The sequence below is a fragment of the Arcobacter suis CECT 7833 genome, from assembly GCF_003544815.1.
Lineage (GTDB): Bacteria > Campylobacterota > Campylobacteria > Campylobacterales > Arcobacteraceae > Aliarcobacter > Aliarcobacter suis.
The window spans coordinates 700,841-720,275 of sequence record NZ_CP032100.1; the positions used below are offsets into that span (position 1 = coordinate 700,841).

Consider the following 19,435-nt stretch of genomic DNA (forward strand, 5'->3'; position numbering starts at 1 on the left):
AAAATGAAATATTATTTTAGAAGATTTTTTACTTCTTGTTCAGATATTAAATCACTATCATATTTAATAGCAATTATATTTTCTGTATTGTTTATATACCATTCTTCAATAGCATTATTTTCTAATTTTCCACTATTTTCTAATTTATATTCATCTAAATTTAAATAAATAAATTTTTTCTTAGCTGGATTTGGCATTGTAACAATCAAAATAGCCCATAAAATGCAAACTACGGCAATCACAACAACTAAAGTATCCATTGATGCACTTTCATAAAATGCACCACCAAGAAGTCCACCTAAGAAAGTTCCCACATAACCAGCAGAAGTGAAAATTCCTAAAACTAAACCTCTTTGGTGAACTTTTGCAAACTTAGCTGCAAGTGATTGCATGATTGGTTCGTGCATATTAAATCCAATAAAAAAGATAACAACACCAATTACAAAAACAGTTGAGTTTGAACTAAATCCAATTACTAAATAAGAAATTGCAAAAAGAATAATTCCAATAATAAGAATTTCTTTAAATTTACCTTTTTTTTCAGCTAATACAGCAGCAGGTCCCATAGCAATTATTCCAAAAATCATAGCTGGAAGATAAACTTTCCATAATTCTGCCATTTGCCAATCAAAGTTTTTGATTAAAGTCATTGGAATAATCATAAAAGCAAAAGTCATTAAACCTTTTTGTAAAAAGTTTGTGATGTTCATTTTTATTAAATTTGCATTTCCTAAAATCTCACCTAAATTTGCTTTTTCTTTATAAGTGTGTGTGATTTTTGGAGGATTTGGAACAAATTTTATTAAAACAAAAATCGAAGCTAATGCTAAAAATAAAGTTATATAAAATAAAGATTCAACACCAAAAGCAGCTCCAATAGTAGGACCTGCAATCATAGAAATAGCAAAAGCAAAAGCAATAGAAGAACCCATAACCGCCATTGCTTTTGGTCTTTGTTCTTCTTTTACTAAGTCACTAATCATCGCAGTTACAACAGCACCAATAGAACCTGCACCTTGTAAAAGTCTTCCGAAAATTAAAGTATAAATATCTGTTGAAAATGCACAAATTAATGAACCTATTGCAAAAATCAATAGACCAAAAATAATAGTACCTTTTCTACTAAATTTATCACTAATTACTCCAAAAGGAATTTGAAATAACATTTGGGTTAAAGCATAACCACCAATTACAATCCCAACTAAAGTTGGAGTTGCACCTTCTAAATTTATAGCGTATACTGATATTACTGGTAAAACTAAAAATAGACCGAAAAATCTTAGGGCAATAATAGCACTAAGAGGTAAAACTGATTTAATCATATATAATCCTAAACATATTATAATTTTGTGCGATTATAGTTAATAATAGTTAATAATAGGTTGAAAAGGATTATAGTGAAGATAGTATTAGCCTCAGCAAACAAAGGAAAAATAGCAGAGTTCCAAAAACTAATGCCAGATGATGAAGTTCTTGCATTTAGTGAAATTTTAGGACAAATAGAAATAGACGAAGATCAAGATAGTTTTAAGGGAAATGCTGTAAAAAAAGCTAGAACTATTTATGATTTATTAATAGAAAGAGGCATCAAAGATGTTATTGTAATTTCAGATGATTCAGGAATCTCAGTTCCTGTATTAAATAATGCTCCTGGAATTTATAGTGCTAGATATGCTGGATTAAATGCAAGTGATAAAGATAATAATGAAAAATTAAAGTCTGAGTTAAATAACTTAGGTTTAGAAAAAACACCTGCGTTTTATACCGCTTGTATTGCCTTAGTTTATAAAAATGAAGTTTATACGGTTCATGGTTGGATGCATGGAGATGTTATAAATAAAGAACTAGGTGAGAATGGTTTTGGATATGATCCGATGTTTATTCCAACAGGTTTTGACAAAACTTTAGGAGAATTACCAAGTGAAGTAAAAAAAGAATTTTCTCACAGAAGTAAAGCCTTAAAATTAGCAATTAAAGTTTTAGAAGTTATTCTTTAGTAATTCTTTCATAAAGTGAAATATTATAATCTTTTGCTTTTACAAAAATATCTACATTAAAAATAGAGCCTTTTTGCTCTATTTGAGCAAAAATGTTAAATAAATCATCATCAACTTTTAGATGAGTTATATCTTTTAAATCCAATTCATTTATATAATTCTTTAAAAAGTTTTTATGATTTTTTGCTTGAATATATAAATATTGGTTTGTTAAATTTGTGTTTTTTAATGATTTTGTTTCTAAAATAAAAATACCTAAAACTGAAAAAGTTGTTATTAGAACTATTGTCAAAAGTAAAGTATAAGCTTTTTTCATAGTGAAAACTCCCAAGTTTGAACTATTTTATTATCTAAATTTATAAAAATTATTATTTTGTTTGCTGATTTATTTAAAGTAAATTCTTCTATTTTTTCTAAAAGTAAAAAGTTCTCAAAATATAAATTTTGGTTTGAATACGTAAATTTTTCTATCTCTTTTAGATGTTTTTCAAAAAATATTTTTGTTGATAATAAATCTATTTTTTGAATTTCGAGTTGTTGATTAACTCTATTTTCAAAAAATAGCTCTTTTGTAAAAAGTGTTGAATATATTATTACTATTGAAGAGATAATTAAAGTTAAGATTATTTCAAGAAGAGAAAAACTATTTTTCATATTTAAAGATTTTTATATTTTCATTTTCAAATTGATATTTAGAAACTGTGACATTTTGTGTTGTTTCTTGATTTTGTGTAATTTGTAGGGTTTGATTTATTTTTGTAAAATTTTTATAATCTTTTGTATCAAAACTATTTTCCAAGTTATTTAATAACATGAAATTCTTTTGATCTATCTCATCATGATAAGAAGAATATATAAATCCACTTATCACGATAGATAAAAAAGTAATACTGATTAATGTTTCAATTAAAGTAAAACTATTTTTTACCAAGTTCTAAAGCTTTTTTGTATGATTCTTCAACAGCTTTTATCATCGCATCTCTAACACCTGATTCTTCAAGTTTTGCATAACCAGCAGCAGTTGTTCCACCAGGACTCATAACTGAATCTTTTATAATTGCTGGATGAGAATGTTTAAGTAATGAAGCAGTTCCACTAAATAAACCTTGAACTAATTGATTACTAAGATGTCTTTCCAATCCCGCTTTAACTGCACCATCTGCTAATGCTTCTGCAATTAAAGCCAAAAATGCAGGTCCACTTCCAGCAACAGCTGTTGCAATATCAAGTTGGTCTTCTGTATTTACCCAAATTGCTTGCCCTATACTTGCAAAAATTTCCATCGCAATAATTTTTGCTTCTTGATCTCCTGTTATTGTAGTCATTGAATTTTGAACAGATGCTGCAACATTTGGCATAGTTCTTATATAATGTTTTGCTTTTATTTGTTTTCTTAAAGTTTCAAGTTTTGTTCCAGCTAAAATAGATAATAATATGTTTGCATTCCCTGTAAGTCTTGCTGATATACTTTCTAATGCATATGGTTTTACACAAAATATTACATTTTTCCCCGTAATATTTTCATTTTCTTCTAATACTTTTATTGTAATTTGTGGTATTTTTTCGTGGATAATTTTTAATTTATCTCCATCTCTTCCGATGATTTCAACTTCATGATTTTTTATTAAACCTCTTGCTAATGATTGAGCCATAATACCATTACCAATTAATGTAAGTTTCATTATATTGCCTTTTTAATTATTTTGCTCAATTATAGCAGATAATTCCTAAGCTAGTATTAGATAGAATATCACTTTTATGAGAAAGGATATTCTAAAATGAACAAAAGCTTTAAATTTAAAAATTTATTATTAATAGCTTGTACTGCCTTTGTATTTACTGCTTGCTCTTCAAAAGAAGAACAAGAGTACAATAAACCAGCGTTATATTGGTATAACAAAATGTTAAAACAGATTGCTTCTAGCGATTTAGACGCAGCAGATGATACATATACATCACTAGAAAGTGAACACAGAAATACTCCTTTTGTTCCAACAGCTATGTTGATATTAGTTAATGCACATATTGATGAAGAAGAATACGCTCTAGCAAACTTCTATTTAGATGAGTACATAAAAAGATTTGGTCTTAGTAAAGACATCGATTATGCAAGATACTTAAAAATTAAAGCAAACTTTTTAGGGTTCAAATACCAATTTAGAGATCAACAACTAATCGAAGATACTTTAGTTCAAATTGAAGACTTTAAAGTAAAATATAAAAATTCTCCTTATATGCCTTTAGTTGATACAATTAATTCAAGATTATATATGGCAAAAGCTTCAATGGATAAAGAAATTGCAGAACTTTATATCAGAAGAGATAAAGAATTAGGAAGTGCTTTTTATGATCAAAAAGTAAAAAATACTTGGGTTGAACCAACAGAAATCGAACCTGTAAAAGTACCTTGGTACAGATCAATTTTTGAATAAATATTATAAATTTTAGGAGTTAAAATAGATGGAATTAGAAAATTATGATGAATTCCCACAAACTATACCTTTAATAATAGAAGATGATATATTTTTATATCCTTTTATGATTGCTCCTTTGTTTTTAAGCAATGAAGAAAATATTAAAGCAGTTGAATATGCAATAGAACATAACAAACTTGTAATTGTTACTGTTTCAAAACATGGGAAAGAAGGAAAAAGAGAAGTAGATTCTTTTTATAATGTTGGAGTTGTTGGAAATATTATGAGAAAAGTATCTTTGCCTGATGGTAAGATAAAAGTTCTTTTTCAAGGTTTAGTAAAAGGTCATATCTCAGAATTTACAAAAGAAGATTCATTATTTGCAAAAGTTGATATTTTAAAAAGTGAAGAATCAAATGAAGAGAGTATTAAATCAGTTATTGAAGTATTGATTGAAAATGTAAAAAAACTATCAAGATTAAATATCAAATTTCCAGCTGATTTAGTAAAAACAATAGAAGAAAACGATGATGCAACAAGAATTGCAGATTTAATTTCATCTGTTTTAAAAGTAAAAAAAGATGAAGCTTATAAATTATTTGCTCAAACAAATATTGAACAAAGATTATTTGATATTATTGAAGTTATAAAAAAAGAGATTGAATCTTTTAAAATTCAAAAAGAGATTACTCAAAAAGTAAACTCTAAAATTGAAAAAACTCATAAAGATTATTTCCTAAAAGAACAAATTAAAGCTATTCAAAAAGAACTTGGAAGTGATACTCAAAAAGATGAAGAAGTTAAATCTTATAAAAAAAGATTAAAAGCAAAAAAAGACTTTATGCCAAAAGAAGGTTATAAAGAAACTAAAAAACAAATAGAGAAATTAGGTCGAATGAATCCTGATTCTCCTGATGCTTCACTTTTACAAACTTATGTAGAACAAGTTTTAGATATTCCTTTTGGTGAATATGCAGATGAAAAAATATCTGTAAAAAATGTTGAAGAACAATTAAACAAAGACCATTATTCTTTAACTAAACCAAAAGAGAGAATTTCTGAATATTTTGCTGTTAAACAACTGCTTGAACAAAGAAATATTGAAGATTTAAAATCAAAAGGTACAGTTTTATGTTTTGTAGGACCTCCCGGTGTTGGTAAAACTTCACTTGCAAATTCTATTGCAAAAGCATTACAAAGACCACTAATCAGAGTTGCGCTTGGTGGAATGGAAGATGTAAATGAACTAAGAGGTCATAGAAGAACTTATGTTGGTGCAATGCCAGGACGTCTTGTAAAAGGTCTTATTGACGCAAAAAAAATGAATCCAGTAATGGTTTTAGATGAGATTGATAAACTAGGAGCTAATCACAGAGGTGATCCAACTGCTGTTATGTTAGAGATTTTAGACCCAGAACAAAATCATGAATTTAGAGATTTATATTTAAATTTCCCAATAGATTTATCTCAAGTTATTTTTGTATCAACTGCAAATGATGTTAGAAAAATTCCAGCACCATTAAGAGATAGAATGGAGTTTATTGAAATTTCTTCTTATACTCCAAATGAAAAATATCATATTGCAAAAGATTATTTAATTCCTCAAGAATTGGCTAAACATGGACTTAAAAAATCTGAGATTAATTTAAATAAAGCGACGATTGAACTAATAATTGAAAAATATACAAGAGAAGCTGGAGTAAGAAATTTACGAAGAGTATTCTCAAAACTATTTAGAAAAGTTGTAAAACAGATTTTAAATGATGAAACATTAGAAAAAGTAACTATTGGAACAAAAGATTTAAAAGCATATTTAGATAATCCAATTTTTGAAATTGACCCAGCTGATAAGAAAAATTCAATTGGAATTGCAAATGGACTTGCTTGGACTTCTGTTGGTGGAGATGTACTTAAATCTGAAGCTATTAAGTTAAAAGGAAAAGGTAGTTTATCTGTAACTGGAAACTTAGGTGAAGTGATGAAAGAGTCTTCAAGAATTTCATATTCAGTTGTAAAAGTTCTTATTGATAATGGAACTTTAAAAATTGATGATAAAATCATTCCAAAAACTCCACAAGAAGAGACAGATAAAGTAAAAGTTGATCCTAGTGAAGTTTATAAAAGATTTGATATTCACTTACATATTCCAGAAGGTGCAACTCCAAAAGATGGACCAAGTGCTGGAATTACAATGGCTTTAACAATGGCTTCTGTTTTATCTGAACGACCTATTAAATCTGATATTGCAATGACAGGTGAACTTACACTTTCAGGAAAAGTTTTACCTATTGGTGGACTAAAAGAGAAATTAATCGCAGCATATAAAGCAAAAATGAAAAAAGCTTTAATTCCTAGAAAAAATTTCGAGAGAGATTTAGATGAAATTCCTCAAGAAGTAAAAGATGCAATGGAAATAAAAGCTGTTGATGTAATAGAAGATGTTTTAAAAGAAGCATTAGTTTAACTACCCAAAATGGAAGCTAGAAATTTTCTAGCTTCATCTCAATGATTACTTCTAAAGGTTCAAAATCATGTTAAAAAGCTTTAGTAAAAAAGATTTTACAGCCACAAATATTCTGATAATCATCACAATTTTAATGTATGTTATTCAAATAAATATTCCCAAAGGTGGTTTATTATTTGGATTAAATCTATATTTTCTAGTATATGATTTTTGGTGGCAACCACTAAGTTCAATGTTTGCTCATGGTGGAATTGCCCATCTTGGAATGAATATGTTTGTTCTTTGGCAATTTGGAAATTTAATAGAGAGATTTAAAGGTGCAAAAGAGTTAGTAGCTTTATATTTAATAAGCGGATTATTAACTTCTCTTTTATCATTTGCTTATATTTTTTATTTAGACAATCAAGTAAATTTAGTTGGAGCATCAGGAGCAATTTGTGCCTTACTTGGATATGTGGCCTATTATGATAAAGCGCAAAGAAGCGGAATAATAACTTGGGTGTTATTAATCTCTGTTGCTCCACTTATAATTGGACTTCCAATAGCTTGGTATGCTCATTTTATTGGTTTAGCAGTTGGATTTTTATATGCAATTATTAGAAGATAATTAGTTATTTAGAAAATAAGTAACTAAACTCATAACAAATAAAACAATAACCATTCCAACAAATACATCTTTTAGAGTTACCGTTGGATTTAAAATCCCACAATATGGACATTGTCTTTTTTTTGCATCAATTTCATTTTTACAGTTTTTACAAGTTGCTATGATTTATCCTTTTGAAATTTTTGAAATAGTAACATACTAATGTTAAGATAAATCAACAAAAAAGGATAAAAATGCAAGAAATACATATTCAATGCCCATATTGTTTACAAGCTATTTCAATTCTTTTAGATTGTGGTGCTTATGGACACGAAACTGTAGTAGATGATTGTGAAGTGTGTTGTCGACCAATTGAAATCTCTTATATCGTTGAAAATGGTGAAATAAAAACTTATTCTTATAATAGTATTGAAGGAAATGAATTTTAATGGAAGTAAAATCAATCTTATTTGTGTGTCTTGGAAATATTTGTCGTTCACCACTTGCTGAGGGAATTGCAAAAAATTATATAAAAGAAAAAAATTTAAATTTAGTGATTGAAAGTGCAGGAACTGGACATTGGCATATTGGTGAAAAACCTTGTGATAATTCGATAAAAGTTGCACTTTTAAATGGTGTTGATATTTCAAAGCAAAAAGCTCAACAAGTAAAAAAGTCTGACTTTAAAAACTTTGATTTGATAGTTGGTCTTGATGATAGCAATATTTCAAATTTAAAAAACTTAGGTTGTAAAAATCCTATAAAACTTGGTGATTTTGGTTTTAATGGAGAGTGTGTTCCTGACCCATATTTTTTTGATGGATTTGAAGGTTTTGATAAAGTTTTTGAGATGATTGATGTTTGTGTTAGAAATCTAATTGATGAAAAAGTAAAGAGCGCTTAGGCTTCTTTACTTATTTCACTTTTTTGTGAGCTAAAACCCATAATTCGACTTTTTCAGTCTCTCTTGAATCTGTTCTTTGTGTTCTTCTTGATGAAGCTCTTACTTCACGTCTTAAGTGTAAATCTTTTCTAAATCTATTGTTTTTTTGTAGTTCTTCAATTATTGGATGAATGCTTTGATTATCAACTTCTTGAGCAAGATTTGAGAATATTAAAACTAATTTTCCATCTTCTTTTAGATATTTTTTTGCTTCTTCAAAAAACCTTGGAAATAGGTCTTTTTCATAATACATAGCTTTATCAATTCCCTCTTCTAAATTATGTTTTGCCAATAACCAAGGAGGATTAAATACAATTACATCTACTTTTCTATCAAAATCTCCAAATAAATCACAATGATTTAGAGTTATTTTCTTTTGAAAATCTAATCTTCTACCCTCTTTATAAACACCAATAATCGCATTCTTATTTGTATCTGTTGCATAAACATTTTCAAACCCATTTTGAATTAATTGATATGTTAAAATACCACTTCCCACACCAATATCAATGGCATTATCTTTAGGTCCATCATATTTTTTTAACCACTTATCAAACAGTTTTAAATGATCAAATCTTGTTGGGAAATATGTTCCATAATAAGGATGAATCGTTAAATTCAAAGTTTTAATCTCAATCCCTTTTTCATGCCATTGCCATGAACTATTCATTCCTTGAACTTCTGGAAAAGATATATAAAATTCTGTTACTTCTGGATAAAGTGATTCTAACCAACCAATATTCGGAGCTTTTTTAACATCAAGTTTATTATCTTTTACTTTGATTAGTAATCTGTGTGAAGCTTTTCTAAAGGCTGAGCGATAATCTCTTTGTCCTTGAAAACTTTTGTCATTGAATTTTTCTGAAAGATTCTTTTTTAGCTCAGCAAGAACTTGTAAACCATTACTGTAATATTCTTCAACAAAAACATATTTTCCTGCAATCATTTGCGCAACAACTGATTGAGTATCCATTTTTCTATAAAATTTTATACCTTCGATTGGCGAAGTTATAATATTAGGTCTATCTGGTTTGATAGATTGTAAATTTGTAGCCATATAATTATTCCCTTTATCTAGTGTGGCAGTTTATTGTATGCAGGCTTAGATTTGGGTTGGAAATTTAGAATATTGGTGATTTGCTTGGTATAGTTAGGGTTTTTTATTGTGTGGCGTTATAATAATTAAAAAATAAGTTAGTAAAATGCCAACACAAAAAAATATTTTAACTTTTTTTATAAATATTAAACCACAATTGTAAAAAATGGAATACAACTACTTAGATAAAAATAATGTAAAGAAATAGTTTACAATAAATTTCAAATTAAAAGTTATGTTTTATATGTCTAAATTAAAATAAATATTTTTTATGATTATCGATTTTTTCACAACTACCACAAACATTAATATAATCTTTTTCATCAACTAAACAAATTACACATGGGTTATTACTAATAATATCCCTTTTAATTTTATTGTTTTGACAAAATTTATTAGCAATATAAGTTACATTCATAGAAGGGTCTTGGCATAATTGCTCTAAAATCTGTTTTGTTGAAGCTATGTTTTTTGCAACACTTCTTCTTACTGAAACATATACTGATTTTGCTAGCAGTGCTAATATACTTTCATCTTTTGTATTTTGAGCTAGAATTATTTGGTCTATTTCTATCATATTTGTATAATTCATGCTGTATTTTTCCCTTTAATTTATTATTATAATAAGAATTATATTATTTTATAGCTTATCAGTAAATAAAATAATATAAGTAAATTGCATCATTAAAAAATTATTAAAAATTAATATATCTATAAATATACTATTTTATAACTCAATATGAAATTATTATATTTATAGATGGTCAAAATTAATATTCTTGATAGAAAAATAAATATAAGATATATATTATCCTATTTTATGTTCTCTTTTGGTAAGCTTCTTGCATATATATAAACAAATATTTATCAAAAGAGAAAAATTATGAAATTAAACGAATTAAAACTTGAAGTTGATTATTTTGAGTTTGATGAAAAGTACTATCACAAAGTAAATCCTACACCTCTTAAAAATCCTAAACTTGTATCATTTAACCCACTTGCCTGTAACTTGATTAACCTTGATTATGAAGAGTGCCAAACTTTAGATTTTGTAGATTTTATAAATGGTAGTAAGATTTTAGAAGGTTCAACTCCTTATGCTATGGCTTATGCTGGGCATCAATTTGGTTATTTTGTTCCACAGCTTGGTGATGGAAGAGCTATAAATTTGGGTGCGGTTAATAACTGGCATTTACAAACAAAAGGTTCAGGACTTACACGATATTCACGACAAGGTGATGGAAGAGCGGTTTTGCGTTCATCTATACGAGAATATCTTATGAGTGAAGCGATGTTTGGTCTTGGAATTCCTACAACTAGGGCTTTGGGAATTATCGATTCTGATTCTTTTGCTCATAGGGATTGGGAACAAGAATCATGTTCGATAGTTTTACGAATGTCACCATCTTGGATTAGAGTTGGAACATTTGAATTTTTTGCACGAAGTAGGGATAAAGAGACAATATCTCAACTAGCTGATTATGTGATAAAACAGTCATATCCACATTTGGAAAATCAAGAGAACAAATATGAAAAAATGTTTTATTCTTTAGTAGATAAAACAGCTGAACTAATAGCTTTATGGCAAGTTTATGGATTTCAACATGGAGTTATGAATACTGATAATTTCTCAGTTGCTGGTCTTACTATTGATTATGGTCCTTATGTTTTTATGGATTATTTTGAAAAAAATGCTATTTGTAATCACACAGACGCAGAGGGAAGATACTCTTATAATAACCAACCTTATGTTGCTAGATGGAATTTGTTTGCATTAATAAATGCTTTAAAATTGATTTGTGATGAGAGTAAAATAGAGTCTTACATGAAAGCATTTTTACCACAACATGAAAAAGTATATTTAGATTTAATGAACAAAAGATTAGGTTTAGATGCTTTAAAAAGTGGGAACTCAAATCTTCATTTGATTTTAGAGTTACTTGGAAGTTTAGAAAATGCAAAAATGGATTACAATGTTTTCTTTTATAGACTTACCCATCTCAAATCTTTTGAAGATTTAAGTTCTATCCTTGATATTGCAGTTTTTCAAGAGCCACTCAAAATATGGTTTGAATCTTATAAAAAAGTATGCTTTGAGCAAAAAACAACTTTTGAATCAAGATTTGAAGTTATGAAAAAAGTGAATCCAAAATATATTTTAAAAAACTATATTCTTCAAGAAGCTATTGAAAAAGCCCATGAGGGAGATTATACTTTGGTAAATGATTTATTAGAAATTGCTCAAAATCCCTATGATGAGCATCCTGCTTTTGAAAGATATGCTTTACCAACACCTATGAAACATGCAAATATAAAACTATCTTGTTCTTCTTAAATTAATAGCTCAAAAGAGCTATTAATTATTTTAAATATTTATTGACCATTGGTCAGAAATTCAAAATAAATTAAGTTTCTCTTAGTATACTTTCAAACTTGACCGACGGTCAGTCAATAAAAAATAATATTTTTTAAGGATAATCATGGCACCAAGAGTTGATAAAGAACAAAGAAGAAAAGAGATTGCAATGGCATGTGTTGATTTAATATATGATATTGGAATAAAAAATTTAACAGTTGCACAAGTTGCACAAGTTGCTGGTATTGGCAAAGGAACTATTTACGAATATTTTGAAAATAAAGATGATATTGTTTTTGAAATAATGAATATTCACGTAGAAGAAAATCACAAACAATTTTTAGAAACAATCAAAACAATCAAAACTACTAAAGAGAAGATATTTTTATGTTTCAAGTTTGTATTAGATGATAGTGAGGAAAACTTAAGACATTTTAATGGATATAAAGAATATGTATCTATTGTTTTATCAGATGAAAATGATGTAATGTGTGAATTTAATGGAAGTTGTAAAGTATTTTTTGATTTACAATTACGAAAAATTATTCAAGAGGGAATTGATAATAATGAATTAATTCCAGAAGCTATGAACTTAGCTGAGGGATTATTAGTTTTTGAAAAAGGATTAGCACTTTTAAAAATGAGTCAGAAAAATTTTGATGCAAAATATGTAGGTGAATCCTTTTTAAATAATCTATGGGAGTTAATAAAAGTAAAATGATAAGTAGAAGATATGAAAGAATAGTTTTCGCCTTTTTTATGGCGTTGTTTATGAGTTTTATTATGAGCTTCATAATTACATTTATAAATTTAGGTTTTGTTGATAGTTTTATCTCTAGTTGGTTAAGAGCATGGGGAATCGCATTTGCGTGTGCATTTCCAATAATAGTTGTTGTTGCACCAATAGTTCATAAAATTGTTCACAAATTAATGGCAAAAATATAAGGAAAAAAAAATGATAAAAAGAATTAGTTTAGTTTTAGTATCTAGCTTTTTAATGTTTTCAAATTTAAATGCAGCGGAAGTTTCTCAAACTGCATTAGTTGAAACTCAAGCATTAAAAAAACAAGAAGTAAATGATTTACAAGAGTTTGTGGGAACAGTAAATTTTGATAAAAAATCAAAGATTGCCAGTGAAACTTCAGGAGTAGTAAAAAAAATTAGTTTTGAAGTTGGGCAAAAAGTAAAAAAAGATGAAGTTTTAATACAAATTGATTCAGATATTTTAGATGCACAAATAAAAGCTTCTCAATCGGCTGTAAATATGTATGAAGTTCAGTTAAAAAATACAAAAAAGAATTATGATAGATTTAGCGCTTTAATTGAAAAAAAATCTATTTCACAAAAAGTTTTTGATGATTCAAAAGTTGAATATGATGTAGCAAGTGAAAATTTAATTTCTGCAAAAGCAAAATTAAATGAATTAAGTATTCAAAAATCTAAAAAAATTATAAAAGCTCCATATTCAGGTGTGATTGTTGAAAAAAATATAAATATAAACGAATGGTTAGATACAGGTTCTCAAATAGCAACTATTGTAAATACTCAAGAATTAGAAGTTATTTTTAATCTTCCAATATCTTTTATTGGTGGATTAAAAAATGGCGATGAATATGATATTAATATTTCAGATGAAATCATAAAAGCAAAACTTTATGCAGCAATTCCAAGTGGAGATAAACTCACAAGAACTTTTCCAGTTAGATTTAAAGCAGATGCAAAAGACAAATTTATTTTTGATGGAGCAAGTGCAAAAATTAACTTTGCTAAAGAGTCAAAAAGTGTTGCCCTTGTGATAAATAGAGATGCCGTTATAAAAAGATTTAATATGGATGTTGTTTTTACTGTTGTAAATGATAAAGCTGTGATGATTCCTGTAAAAGTAATTACATATTTTGGATTAAATGCTGCAATTATGGCAGATGGTTTAGTTGAAGGAATGCCAATTGTTACAAAAGGAAATGAAAGAGTTTTCCCAGATATGCAAGTTCAAGTTTTAAATAATAGTCAAAGTAAATAGGAAAAATTATGGATTTAATAAAATTTTCCCTTAAAAACCCTATAACTATTATAGTTGGTGTTTTGATAGTAATTTTATTTGGAATTATTTCTTTAAGTAAATTACCTTATCAATTAACTCCAAATGTTACAAAACCAGAGATTAAAATTACAACAACATGGGCAGGAGCAACGCCTTATGAAATTGAAAGAGAAATCATTGAAGAACAAGAAGATGCTCTAAAAAGTTTAAATAATCTAATTGAATATGAATCTTCATCATCAGATAATGCGGGTGAAATTACACTTACATTTAAACTTGGAACTGATATTAGAGTAGCACTTCAAGATGTTTCAAATAAATTAAATGAAGTTAGTTCTTATCCTGATAATGTTGATGAACCAATCATTGAAACGGCAACGGCAAGTCCAGTTATTTGGATTATGTTACAAACTTTAGATGAAAATAAAAGACATGTAGATGAATATAAAACTTTTTTTGAAGATGAAATAAAACCTATTATCAAAAGAGTTGAAGGTGTTGCTGGAACTATGACAGGAGGAGGAAGAGAGCAAGAGATGCAAATCAATCTTGACATGAATAAACTTGCTTCTTATAATCTTACAATTCCACAAGTTATTGATATTTTAAAAGCTGAAAATGTTGATGTTTCTGCTGGAACTCAAAATATGGGTAGACGAGCTTACCGAATCAGAACTGTACACAAATTTACAACTTTACAAGAAATTAGAGATATTATTTTAATTTCAAATAGAGAACAAAGAGTTACAGTAGCAGACATTGCTGATGTTGATTTTGGATACGAAACAGCAAATTCTGTTGCAATGTTTTTAGGTAAAGATGGAATATTTCTAGGAGTTCAACCAAGTGCTGATGCAAATATTGTAAAACTTACAGATGATGTTGAAAAAGTTGTAAATGAACTAAATGATACAACTCTTAAAAAAGAGGGATTAAATTTAAAATGGATTTATGATCAACGACCTTATATTGCAGGTGCAGTTCATCTTGTAAAAAAAGATATTATCATAGGTGGAGCATTAGCTGTGATGATATTAATGTTATTTTTAAGAGCATTATCTCCAACAGCTGTTGTAAGTATTGCTATTCCAATTTCTGTTATTGGAACATTTATTTTCTTATCATTGATGGATAGAAGTCTAAATACAGTTTCACTTGCAGGAATCTCTTTTTCTATTGGTATGTTAGTTGATAGTGCTATTGTTGTTTTAGAAAATATTGATAGACATAGAAAAGAGGGTATGAGTATAACCAAAGCTGCCTATGAGGGAACAAAAGAGGTTTGGGGCGCACTACTAGCAGGTGCAGCAACTCACATGGCTGTATTTATTCCAATTATATTCTTAGAAGATGAAGCTGGACAACTATTTAAAGATATTGCAATTGCTGCAACGGCATCTTGTTTTATTTCATTATTTGTATCTATTACTGTTATTCCAATGTTATGGAAAAAAATCGCAAGTTTATCTTCAAAAGAGCCAAAAGGTGAAACTGGATTAACTAGATTTGGAAATAAATTTGTAGATATGTTTATGGTAATTACCCATTGGTCTTTAAAATCAGTAAAAACAAGAATTATTACAATAGGGTCATTAGCAATAGTTTCTATTTCTATTGTTTGGGCATTATTCCCAAAAATGGATTATTTACCACAAGGAAATAAAAACCTAATTTTTAATATTTTAATAACACCTCCTGGGCTTTCTTATGAAGAAAGATATAACATGGGTTCATATTTAATGAAAAAAGTTGAACCAAATATCGGAAAAGATGTTGATGGAGTTCCTGGAATTAATAGAGCATTTTTTGTTTCATTTGGAGATTTTAACCTTTTTGGTGGAACTTCTATGCATGAAAGTCGTGGACGAGAATTGATACCATTTTTTAGACCAATAGTAAATTCTCTTCCTTCTATATTTGGGGTATCTTTACAATCAGGAGTTTTTGAAGATGGAATAGGTGAGGGGAAAACTGTAAATATTGATATTAGTGGTGAAAAAATAGAAGATATTGCAAATGTAGGAATGCAACTATTTATGGCAACTAGTGGAGCAATAGAAGGAGCACAAGTACGACCAGTTCCATCTATTGAGTTACTTTATCCAGAAGTGCGAATAAAACCAAACCAAGATGCTTTAAAAGCTTTAAATTTAACTTCTTCTGATTTAGGAATTATGGCAGATGTGTTAATGGATGGTAGAAAAATATCAGATTTTGAACAAGATGGTAAAAAGAAAATAGACTTAGTTTTAAAAGCAAATGATAAACAAATTCAAACACCAGAAGATATTTTAGCAACACAAGTGGCTTTACCAAACGGTTCATTAGTACCTGTATCATCTTTATCAACAGCAGAATTAACAACAGGGATTAGTGAAATTAGACACTTAGATGGAAAAAGAACGATTACTTTACAAGTTACACCACCACCTGAAATGACAATTGAAGAAACAATGACAATTTTAGATGTTGCATTAAAGAAAATGAAAGAAGAAGGAAAGATTTCTGATAAAGTGGAAATTGGTATAAGTGGAACAGCTGATAAATTAACTGAAACTATTGAATTATTAGGTATGAATTTCCTTTTAGCTTTAGTTATAGTTTATTTATTAATGGTTGCTTTATTTGGAAGTTTTTCTTATCCATTTGTTATTATGTTTACAGTACCTCTTGCAATGGCTGGAGGATTTATTGGACTTGCAATAACTGATGCATTTATTGAGCCTCAACCATTGGATGTTTTAACTATGTTTGGATTTATTATTTTAATTGGAATAGTTGTAAATAACTCTATTTTAATAGTTCATCAAAGTTTAAATTACATTAGAATCAATGGTTATGAATATAAAGAAGCAATTATTGAAGCCACAAAAACAAGAATTAGACCAATTTATATGAGTTCATTAACCTCTATTTTTGGGATGATGCCTTTGGTTTTAATTCCAGGTCCTGGAAGTGAGTTTTACAGAGGATTAGGTTCAGTAATGATTGGAGGACTTACATTTTCTACGATATTTACTATATTTGTAACTCCTGCTCTTTTAATGTTTTTTATCAAAGCAGAAGAAAAAATATCTTTGAATGAAAAATCTATTGACGATTTAGATTTAAGTAAATCATAAAAGGAAAATATTTATGAAAAAAATAAAATTATTAACACTATCATTAACAGCTTTTTTAGCTGTTAATTTAAATGCTTTAACACTAGATGAAGCAGTAAAAAAAGCTTTAGACAACAACTTTGATATTCAAGGTAAAAATTATGATTACATTGAAAGTTTGGAAAATGTAAAATCAAATAATTCAAATTATTTACCAAAATTAGATGCTTCTTATGGATATACAAATACTGATAAAGCAAATGTTGGATTTGAATCAGATGAATCAACAGCTACTTTAAAATTATCATACAATTTATTTAATGGATTTAAAGATTTAGCTGTAAAAGAATCATCAGTTTATTTATCTTTGTCTTCTGAATATTCATTAAATGCCACAAAACAAGATATTATTTTAGATACAAAAACAGCATATATAAATTACCTTGATAAACAAAATGCCCTTGAAACTTATAAAAGTGCTTATATTTTATTTCAAGAACAATACGAAGATTCATTACATAGATATGAACAAGGGTTAATTGCGAAAAATGATTTATTGCAAGTTCAAGTAAATATGTCAAGTGCAAAACAAAATGTAGTAAAAGCTCAAGGAGATTTAAAAGTTGCTAAATTTCAACTATCAAATATTTTAGGTGGAATAAATTTAGAAAATGAAACTATAGAAAAGTTAAATGAACAAACTCTTCAAGGTTCTGTTTATGATGAAAGTTTATTAGAAAATAGAAGTGAAATTCAAGCTTTAAAAATGAATTTACAATCTATCAAAGAGTTAGAAAAATCTGCAAAAGCTGGATATTATCCAAAAGTTGATGCATCTGTATCTCATAATAAATATTATGAAGAATTATCAAAAAAGATTGAAAATAAAGAAGATAATCAAAATATTGCAAATGTAACTGCAACTTGGAATTTATATAATGGTGGATATGATTCTTCTCAAACGACAATTTATAAAACAAAATATTTAAGTGCATCTTCACTTTTGAGTAAAACTAAATTGGATATAAAACTTCAATATGAAAATGCAAAATCAAATTATGAAGTTGCAATTGATAATCTTGAAACTTCTAAACTAGCACTATTGCAAGCTACTGAAAATTACAGTATTGTAAAAAATAGATTTGATGAAGGAGTTTCTACAAGTACAGATTTGACAGATGCAAATTATTTATTAACACAGGCAAAGCAAGGCTTTAGTCGGGCTTACTTTGATAAATATTTAGCGATTTCAACACTTGATAGAATTATTGAAAAAGATATAAATTAAAGGGAAAAAATGAAGAGTAGTATTTTTATAGATTTAAAACTCTTCATTTTAATTTTTATTGCTTTACTTTTTTTAGCTGTAAACTCTATTTTATGCAAAATGGCTATTTCTACCCAAAATATTGATGCTTTTTCATTTACAATTTTACGAATATTCTCCGGAGCAATTTTACTTTTAGGTATTTATTTTTATAAAAATAGAAATTTAAAATTTGATATGAAAAAAAATTGGCTTAGCTCTTTTATGCTTTTTTTATATGCAATTTGTTTTTCATATTCTTATATAAATATGTTTGCTGGAATTGGAACACTTATCCTTTTTGCAGTTGTACAATTAAGTATGATTTTAATTGCACTTTTTTATAAAGAAAAACTCACAATAAATAAAGTTCTAGGGATAATTGTAGCTTTTAGTGGATTGGTTTTTTTACTTTATCCAAAAGAAGATTTTTCTCTTTCATTTTTTCATACATTTTTGATGATTATTTCAGGTATTGCTTGGGCTATTTATAGTGTTATTGGAAAATCTTCAACAAATGCATTATTAAACACAACAGATAATTTTTTTAAAGCAACAATTTTTACAATAATATTTATGGTGTTTTTTATAAAAGAATTAAAACTTGATTTATATACTTCTTTTTTAGCAGTTATTTCTGGTGCTATTACTTCTGCCTTAGGTTATTTGATTTGGTATAAAATTCTTCCAAAAATTCAAATTACAACAGCTAGTATTTTACAATTAATAGTTCCTATTTTAGCTATTTTTCTAAGTGTGATTGTACTTGATGAAAAGTTTAGTTTTGAACTTGGTATTTCAACTTTTATCATTCTTTTTGGAATATTTTTAGCTTTAAAAAAATGATAATTTATTTATTTTCTTTTGGTTTAGGAGGTACATTTTCAATACCTTTAAATGGCTCACTCCATTGAAGTTTAGAAGGAATACTTGGAGCATCTCTTTTATTGATATTAAAGTTTATACCATCTAAAGCAGGCTTTTCTTGAAAAAAAATAAAAGCGATAACTATTATTGCCGTGATTATTATTAATTTTATGATTGTATATGTTAAATCTTTCATAAAAATATTGTTACATTGTTTTGATTAATTCTTGCTATGGGTGAGTAATTAAGAATCTCTAAAGAGAT

At 27.5% G+C, this 19,435-nt stretch carries 21 protein-coding genes; 13 read left to right on the plus strand and 8 right to left on the minus strand.

What is annotated here, in order from left to right; genetic code table 11:
• Positions 1 to 11 precede the first annotated feature (11 nt).
• A complete protein-coding gene (locus tag ASUIS_RS03435) occupies positions 12 to 1,322 on the minus strand; it encodes an MFS transporter (RefSeq protein ID WP_118885735.1) in 1,311 nt (436 codons plus the stop codon).
• A gap of 75 nt (positions 1,323 to 1,397) precedes the next feature.
• On the opposite strand from ASUIS_RS03435, the gene ASUIS_RS03440 reads away from it, so the two are divergent.
• Positions 1,398 to 1,997, plus strand: a complete 600-nt coding sequence (locus ASUIS_RS03440; protein WP_118885736.1) for a non-canonical purine NTP pyrophosphatase — start codon at positions 1,398 to 1,400, stop codon at positions 1,995 to 1,997.
• Here ASUIS_RS03440 and ASUIS_RS03445 read toward each other — a convergent pair.
• The 4 genes from ASUIS_RS03445 to ASUIS_RS03460 all read right to left on the minus strand — a co-directional run bounded on the left by ASUIS_RS03445 (position 1,987) and on the right by ASUIS_RS03460 (position 3,679).
• Entirely contained in the window at positions 1,987 to 2,313 is a 327-nt protein-coding gene (locus tag ASUIS_RS03445; protein WP_118885737.1) for a hypothetical protein, read from the minus strand. The genes ASUIS_RS03440 and ASUIS_RS03445 overlap by 11 nt on opposite strands.
• Positions 2,310 to 2,651 (minus strand): hypothetical protein, encoded by a 342-nt coding sequence (locus ASUIS_RS03450; protein ID WP_118885738.1) that lies wholly within the window; start codon positions 2,649 to 2,651, stop codon positions 2,310 to 2,312. Before ASUIS_RS03450 ends, ASUIS_RS03445 begins: the two co-directional genes overlap by 4 nt.
• Positions 2,641 to 2,811 carry a hypothetical protein gene (locus tag ASUIS_RS13545; RefSeq protein ID WP_192894400.1) on the minus strand — a complete coding sequence of 57 codons (171 nt, stop codon included), beginning with the start codon at positions 2,809 to 2,811 and terminating at the stop codon, positions 2,641 to 2,643. The genes ASUIS_RS03450 and ASUIS_RS13545 overlap by 11 nt, the downstream gene beginning before the upstream one ends.
• Before the next feature lie 103 nt (positions 2,812 to 2,914).
• Positions 2,915 to 3,679 (minus strand): pyrroline-5-carboxylate reductase, encoded by a 765-nt coding sequence (locus tag ASUIS_RS03460; RefSeq protein ID WP_118885740.1) that lies wholly within the window; start codon positions 3,677 to 3,679, stop codon positions 2,915 to 2,917.
• A gap of 96 nt (positions 3,680 to 3,775) precedes the next feature.
• Here ASUIS_RS03460 and ASUIS_RS03465 point away from each other — a divergent pair, with 96 nt between their 5' ends.
• The 5 genes from ASUIS_RS03465 (at position 3,776) to ASUIS_RS03485 (ending at position 8,365) form a co-directional block, all read left to right on the plus strand.
• Positions 3,776 to 4,429 (plus strand): outer membrane protein assembly factor BamD, encoded by a 654-nt coding sequence (locus tag ASUIS_RS03465; RefSeq protein ID WP_118885741.1) that lies wholly within the window; start codon positions 3,776 to 3,778, stop codon positions 4,427 to 4,429.
• 28 nt (positions 4,430 to 4,457) lie between these two features.
• Positions 4,458 to 6,875, plus strand: coding sequence for an endopeptidase La (gene lon, locus ASUIS_RS03470; RefSeq protein WP_118885742.1), 2,418 nt, complete (start codon positions 4,458 to 4,460; stop codon positions 6,873 to 6,875).
• 67 nt (positions 6,876 to 6,942) lie between these two features.
• Positions 6,943 to 7,482 (plus strand): rhomboid family intramembrane serine protease, encoded by a 540-nt coding sequence (locus ASUIS_RS03475; protein ID WP_118885743.1) that lies wholly within the window; start codon positions 6,943 to 6,945, stop codon positions 7,480 to 7,482.
• Between the two features lie 233 nt (positions 7,483 to 7,715).
• Positions 7,716 to 7,910 (plus strand): CPXCG motif-containing cysteine-rich protein, encoded by a 195-nt coding sequence (locus tag ASUIS_RS03480; protein WP_118885744.1) that lies wholly within the window; start codon positions 7,716 to 7,718, stop codon positions 7,908 to 7,910.
• A complete protein-coding gene (locus ASUIS_RS03485) occupies positions 7,910 to 8,365 on the plus strand; it encodes a low molecular weight protein-tyrosine-phosphatase (RefSeq protein ID WP_118885745.1) in 456 nt (151 codons plus the stop codon). Before ASUIS_RS03480 ends, ASUIS_RS03485 begins: the two co-directional genes overlap by 1 nt.
• 10 nt (positions 8,366 to 8,375) lie before the next feature.
• Here the strand turns inward: ASUIS_RS03485 and ASUIS_RS03490 are convergent, their stop codons facing one another.
• The gene (locus ASUIS_RS03490) at positions 8,376 to 9,461 is read right to left on the minus strand and encodes a methyltransferase (protein WP_118885746.1); all 1,086 of its coding nucleotides are present in this window, start codon (positions 9,459 to 9,461) and stop codon (positions 8,376 to 8,378) included.
• A 292-nt stretch (positions 9,462 to 9,753) separates the two neighbouring features.
• Positions 9,754 to 10,092 (minus strand): hypothetical protein, encoded by a 339-nt coding sequence (locus tag ASUIS_RS03495; protein ID WP_118885747.1) that lies wholly within the window; start codon positions 10,090 to 10,092, stop codon positions 9,754 to 9,756.
• A gap of 291 nt (positions 10,093 to 10,383) precedes the next feature.
• Here ASUIS_RS03495 and ASUIS_RS03500 point away from each other — a divergent pair, with 291 nt between their 5' ends.
• The 7 genes from ASUIS_RS03500 (at position 10,384) to ASUIS_RS03530 (ending at position 19,150) form a co-directional block, all read left to right on the plus strand.
• Complete coding sequence (locus ASUIS_RS03500; protein WP_118885748.1) at positions 10,384 to 11,835, plus strand: protein adenylyltransferase SelO; 1,452 nt, start codon at positions 10,384 to 10,386, stop codon at positions 11,833 to 11,835.
• A gap of 145 nt (positions 11,836 to 11,980) precedes the next feature.
• Positions 11,981 to 12,577 carry a TetR/AcrR family transcriptional regulator gene (locus tag ASUIS_RS03505; RefSeq protein ID WP_118885749.1) on the plus strand — a complete coding sequence of 199 codons (597 nt, stop codon included), beginning with the start codon at positions 11,981 to 11,983 and terminating at the stop codon, positions 12,575 to 12,577.
• Between the two features lie 38 nt (positions 12,578 to 12,615).
• Entirely contained in the window at positions 12,616 to 12,801 is a 186-nt protein-coding gene (locus tag ASUIS_RS03510; protein ID WP_328587679.1) for a DUF2798 domain-containing protein, read from the plus strand.
• 10 nt (positions 12,802 to 12,811) lie between these two features.
• Positions 12,812 to 13,876: an efflux RND transporter periplasmic adaptor subunit gene (locus ASUIS_RS03515; RefSeq protein WP_118885750.1), complete on the plus strand. Its 1,065-nt coding sequence runs from the start codon at positions 12,812 to 12,814 to the stop codon at positions 13,874 to 13,876.
• Positions 13,877 to 13,884: 8 nt separating this feature from the next.
• Entirely contained in the window at positions 13,885 to 17,019 is a 3,135-nt protein-coding gene (locus tag ASUIS_RS03520; protein ID WP_118885751.1) for an efflux RND transporter permease subunit, read from the plus strand.
• A 13-nt stretch (positions 17,020 to 17,032) separates the two neighbouring features.
• Positions 17,033 to 18,286, plus strand: a complete 1,254-nt coding sequence (locus ASUIS_RS03525; protein WP_118885752.1) for a TolC family protein — start codon at positions 17,033 to 17,035, stop codon at positions 18,284 to 18,286.
• Between the two features lie 9 nt (positions 18,287 to 18,295).
• A complete protein-coding gene (locus ASUIS_RS03530; protein WP_118885753.1) occupies positions 18,296 to 19,150 on the plus strand; it encodes a DMT family transporter in 855 nt (284 codons plus the stop codon).
• 4 nt (positions 19,151 to 19,154) lie between these two features.
• Here ASUIS_RS03530 and ASUIS_RS03535 read toward each other — a convergent pair whose 3' ends face one another.
• Complete coding sequence (locus ASUIS_RS03535; protein ID WP_118885754.1) at positions 19,155 to 19,367, minus strand: hypothetical protein; 213 nt, start codon at positions 19,365 to 19,367, stop codon at positions 19,155 to 19,157.
• Between the last annotated feature and the right edge of the window lie 68 nt (positions 19,368 to 19,435).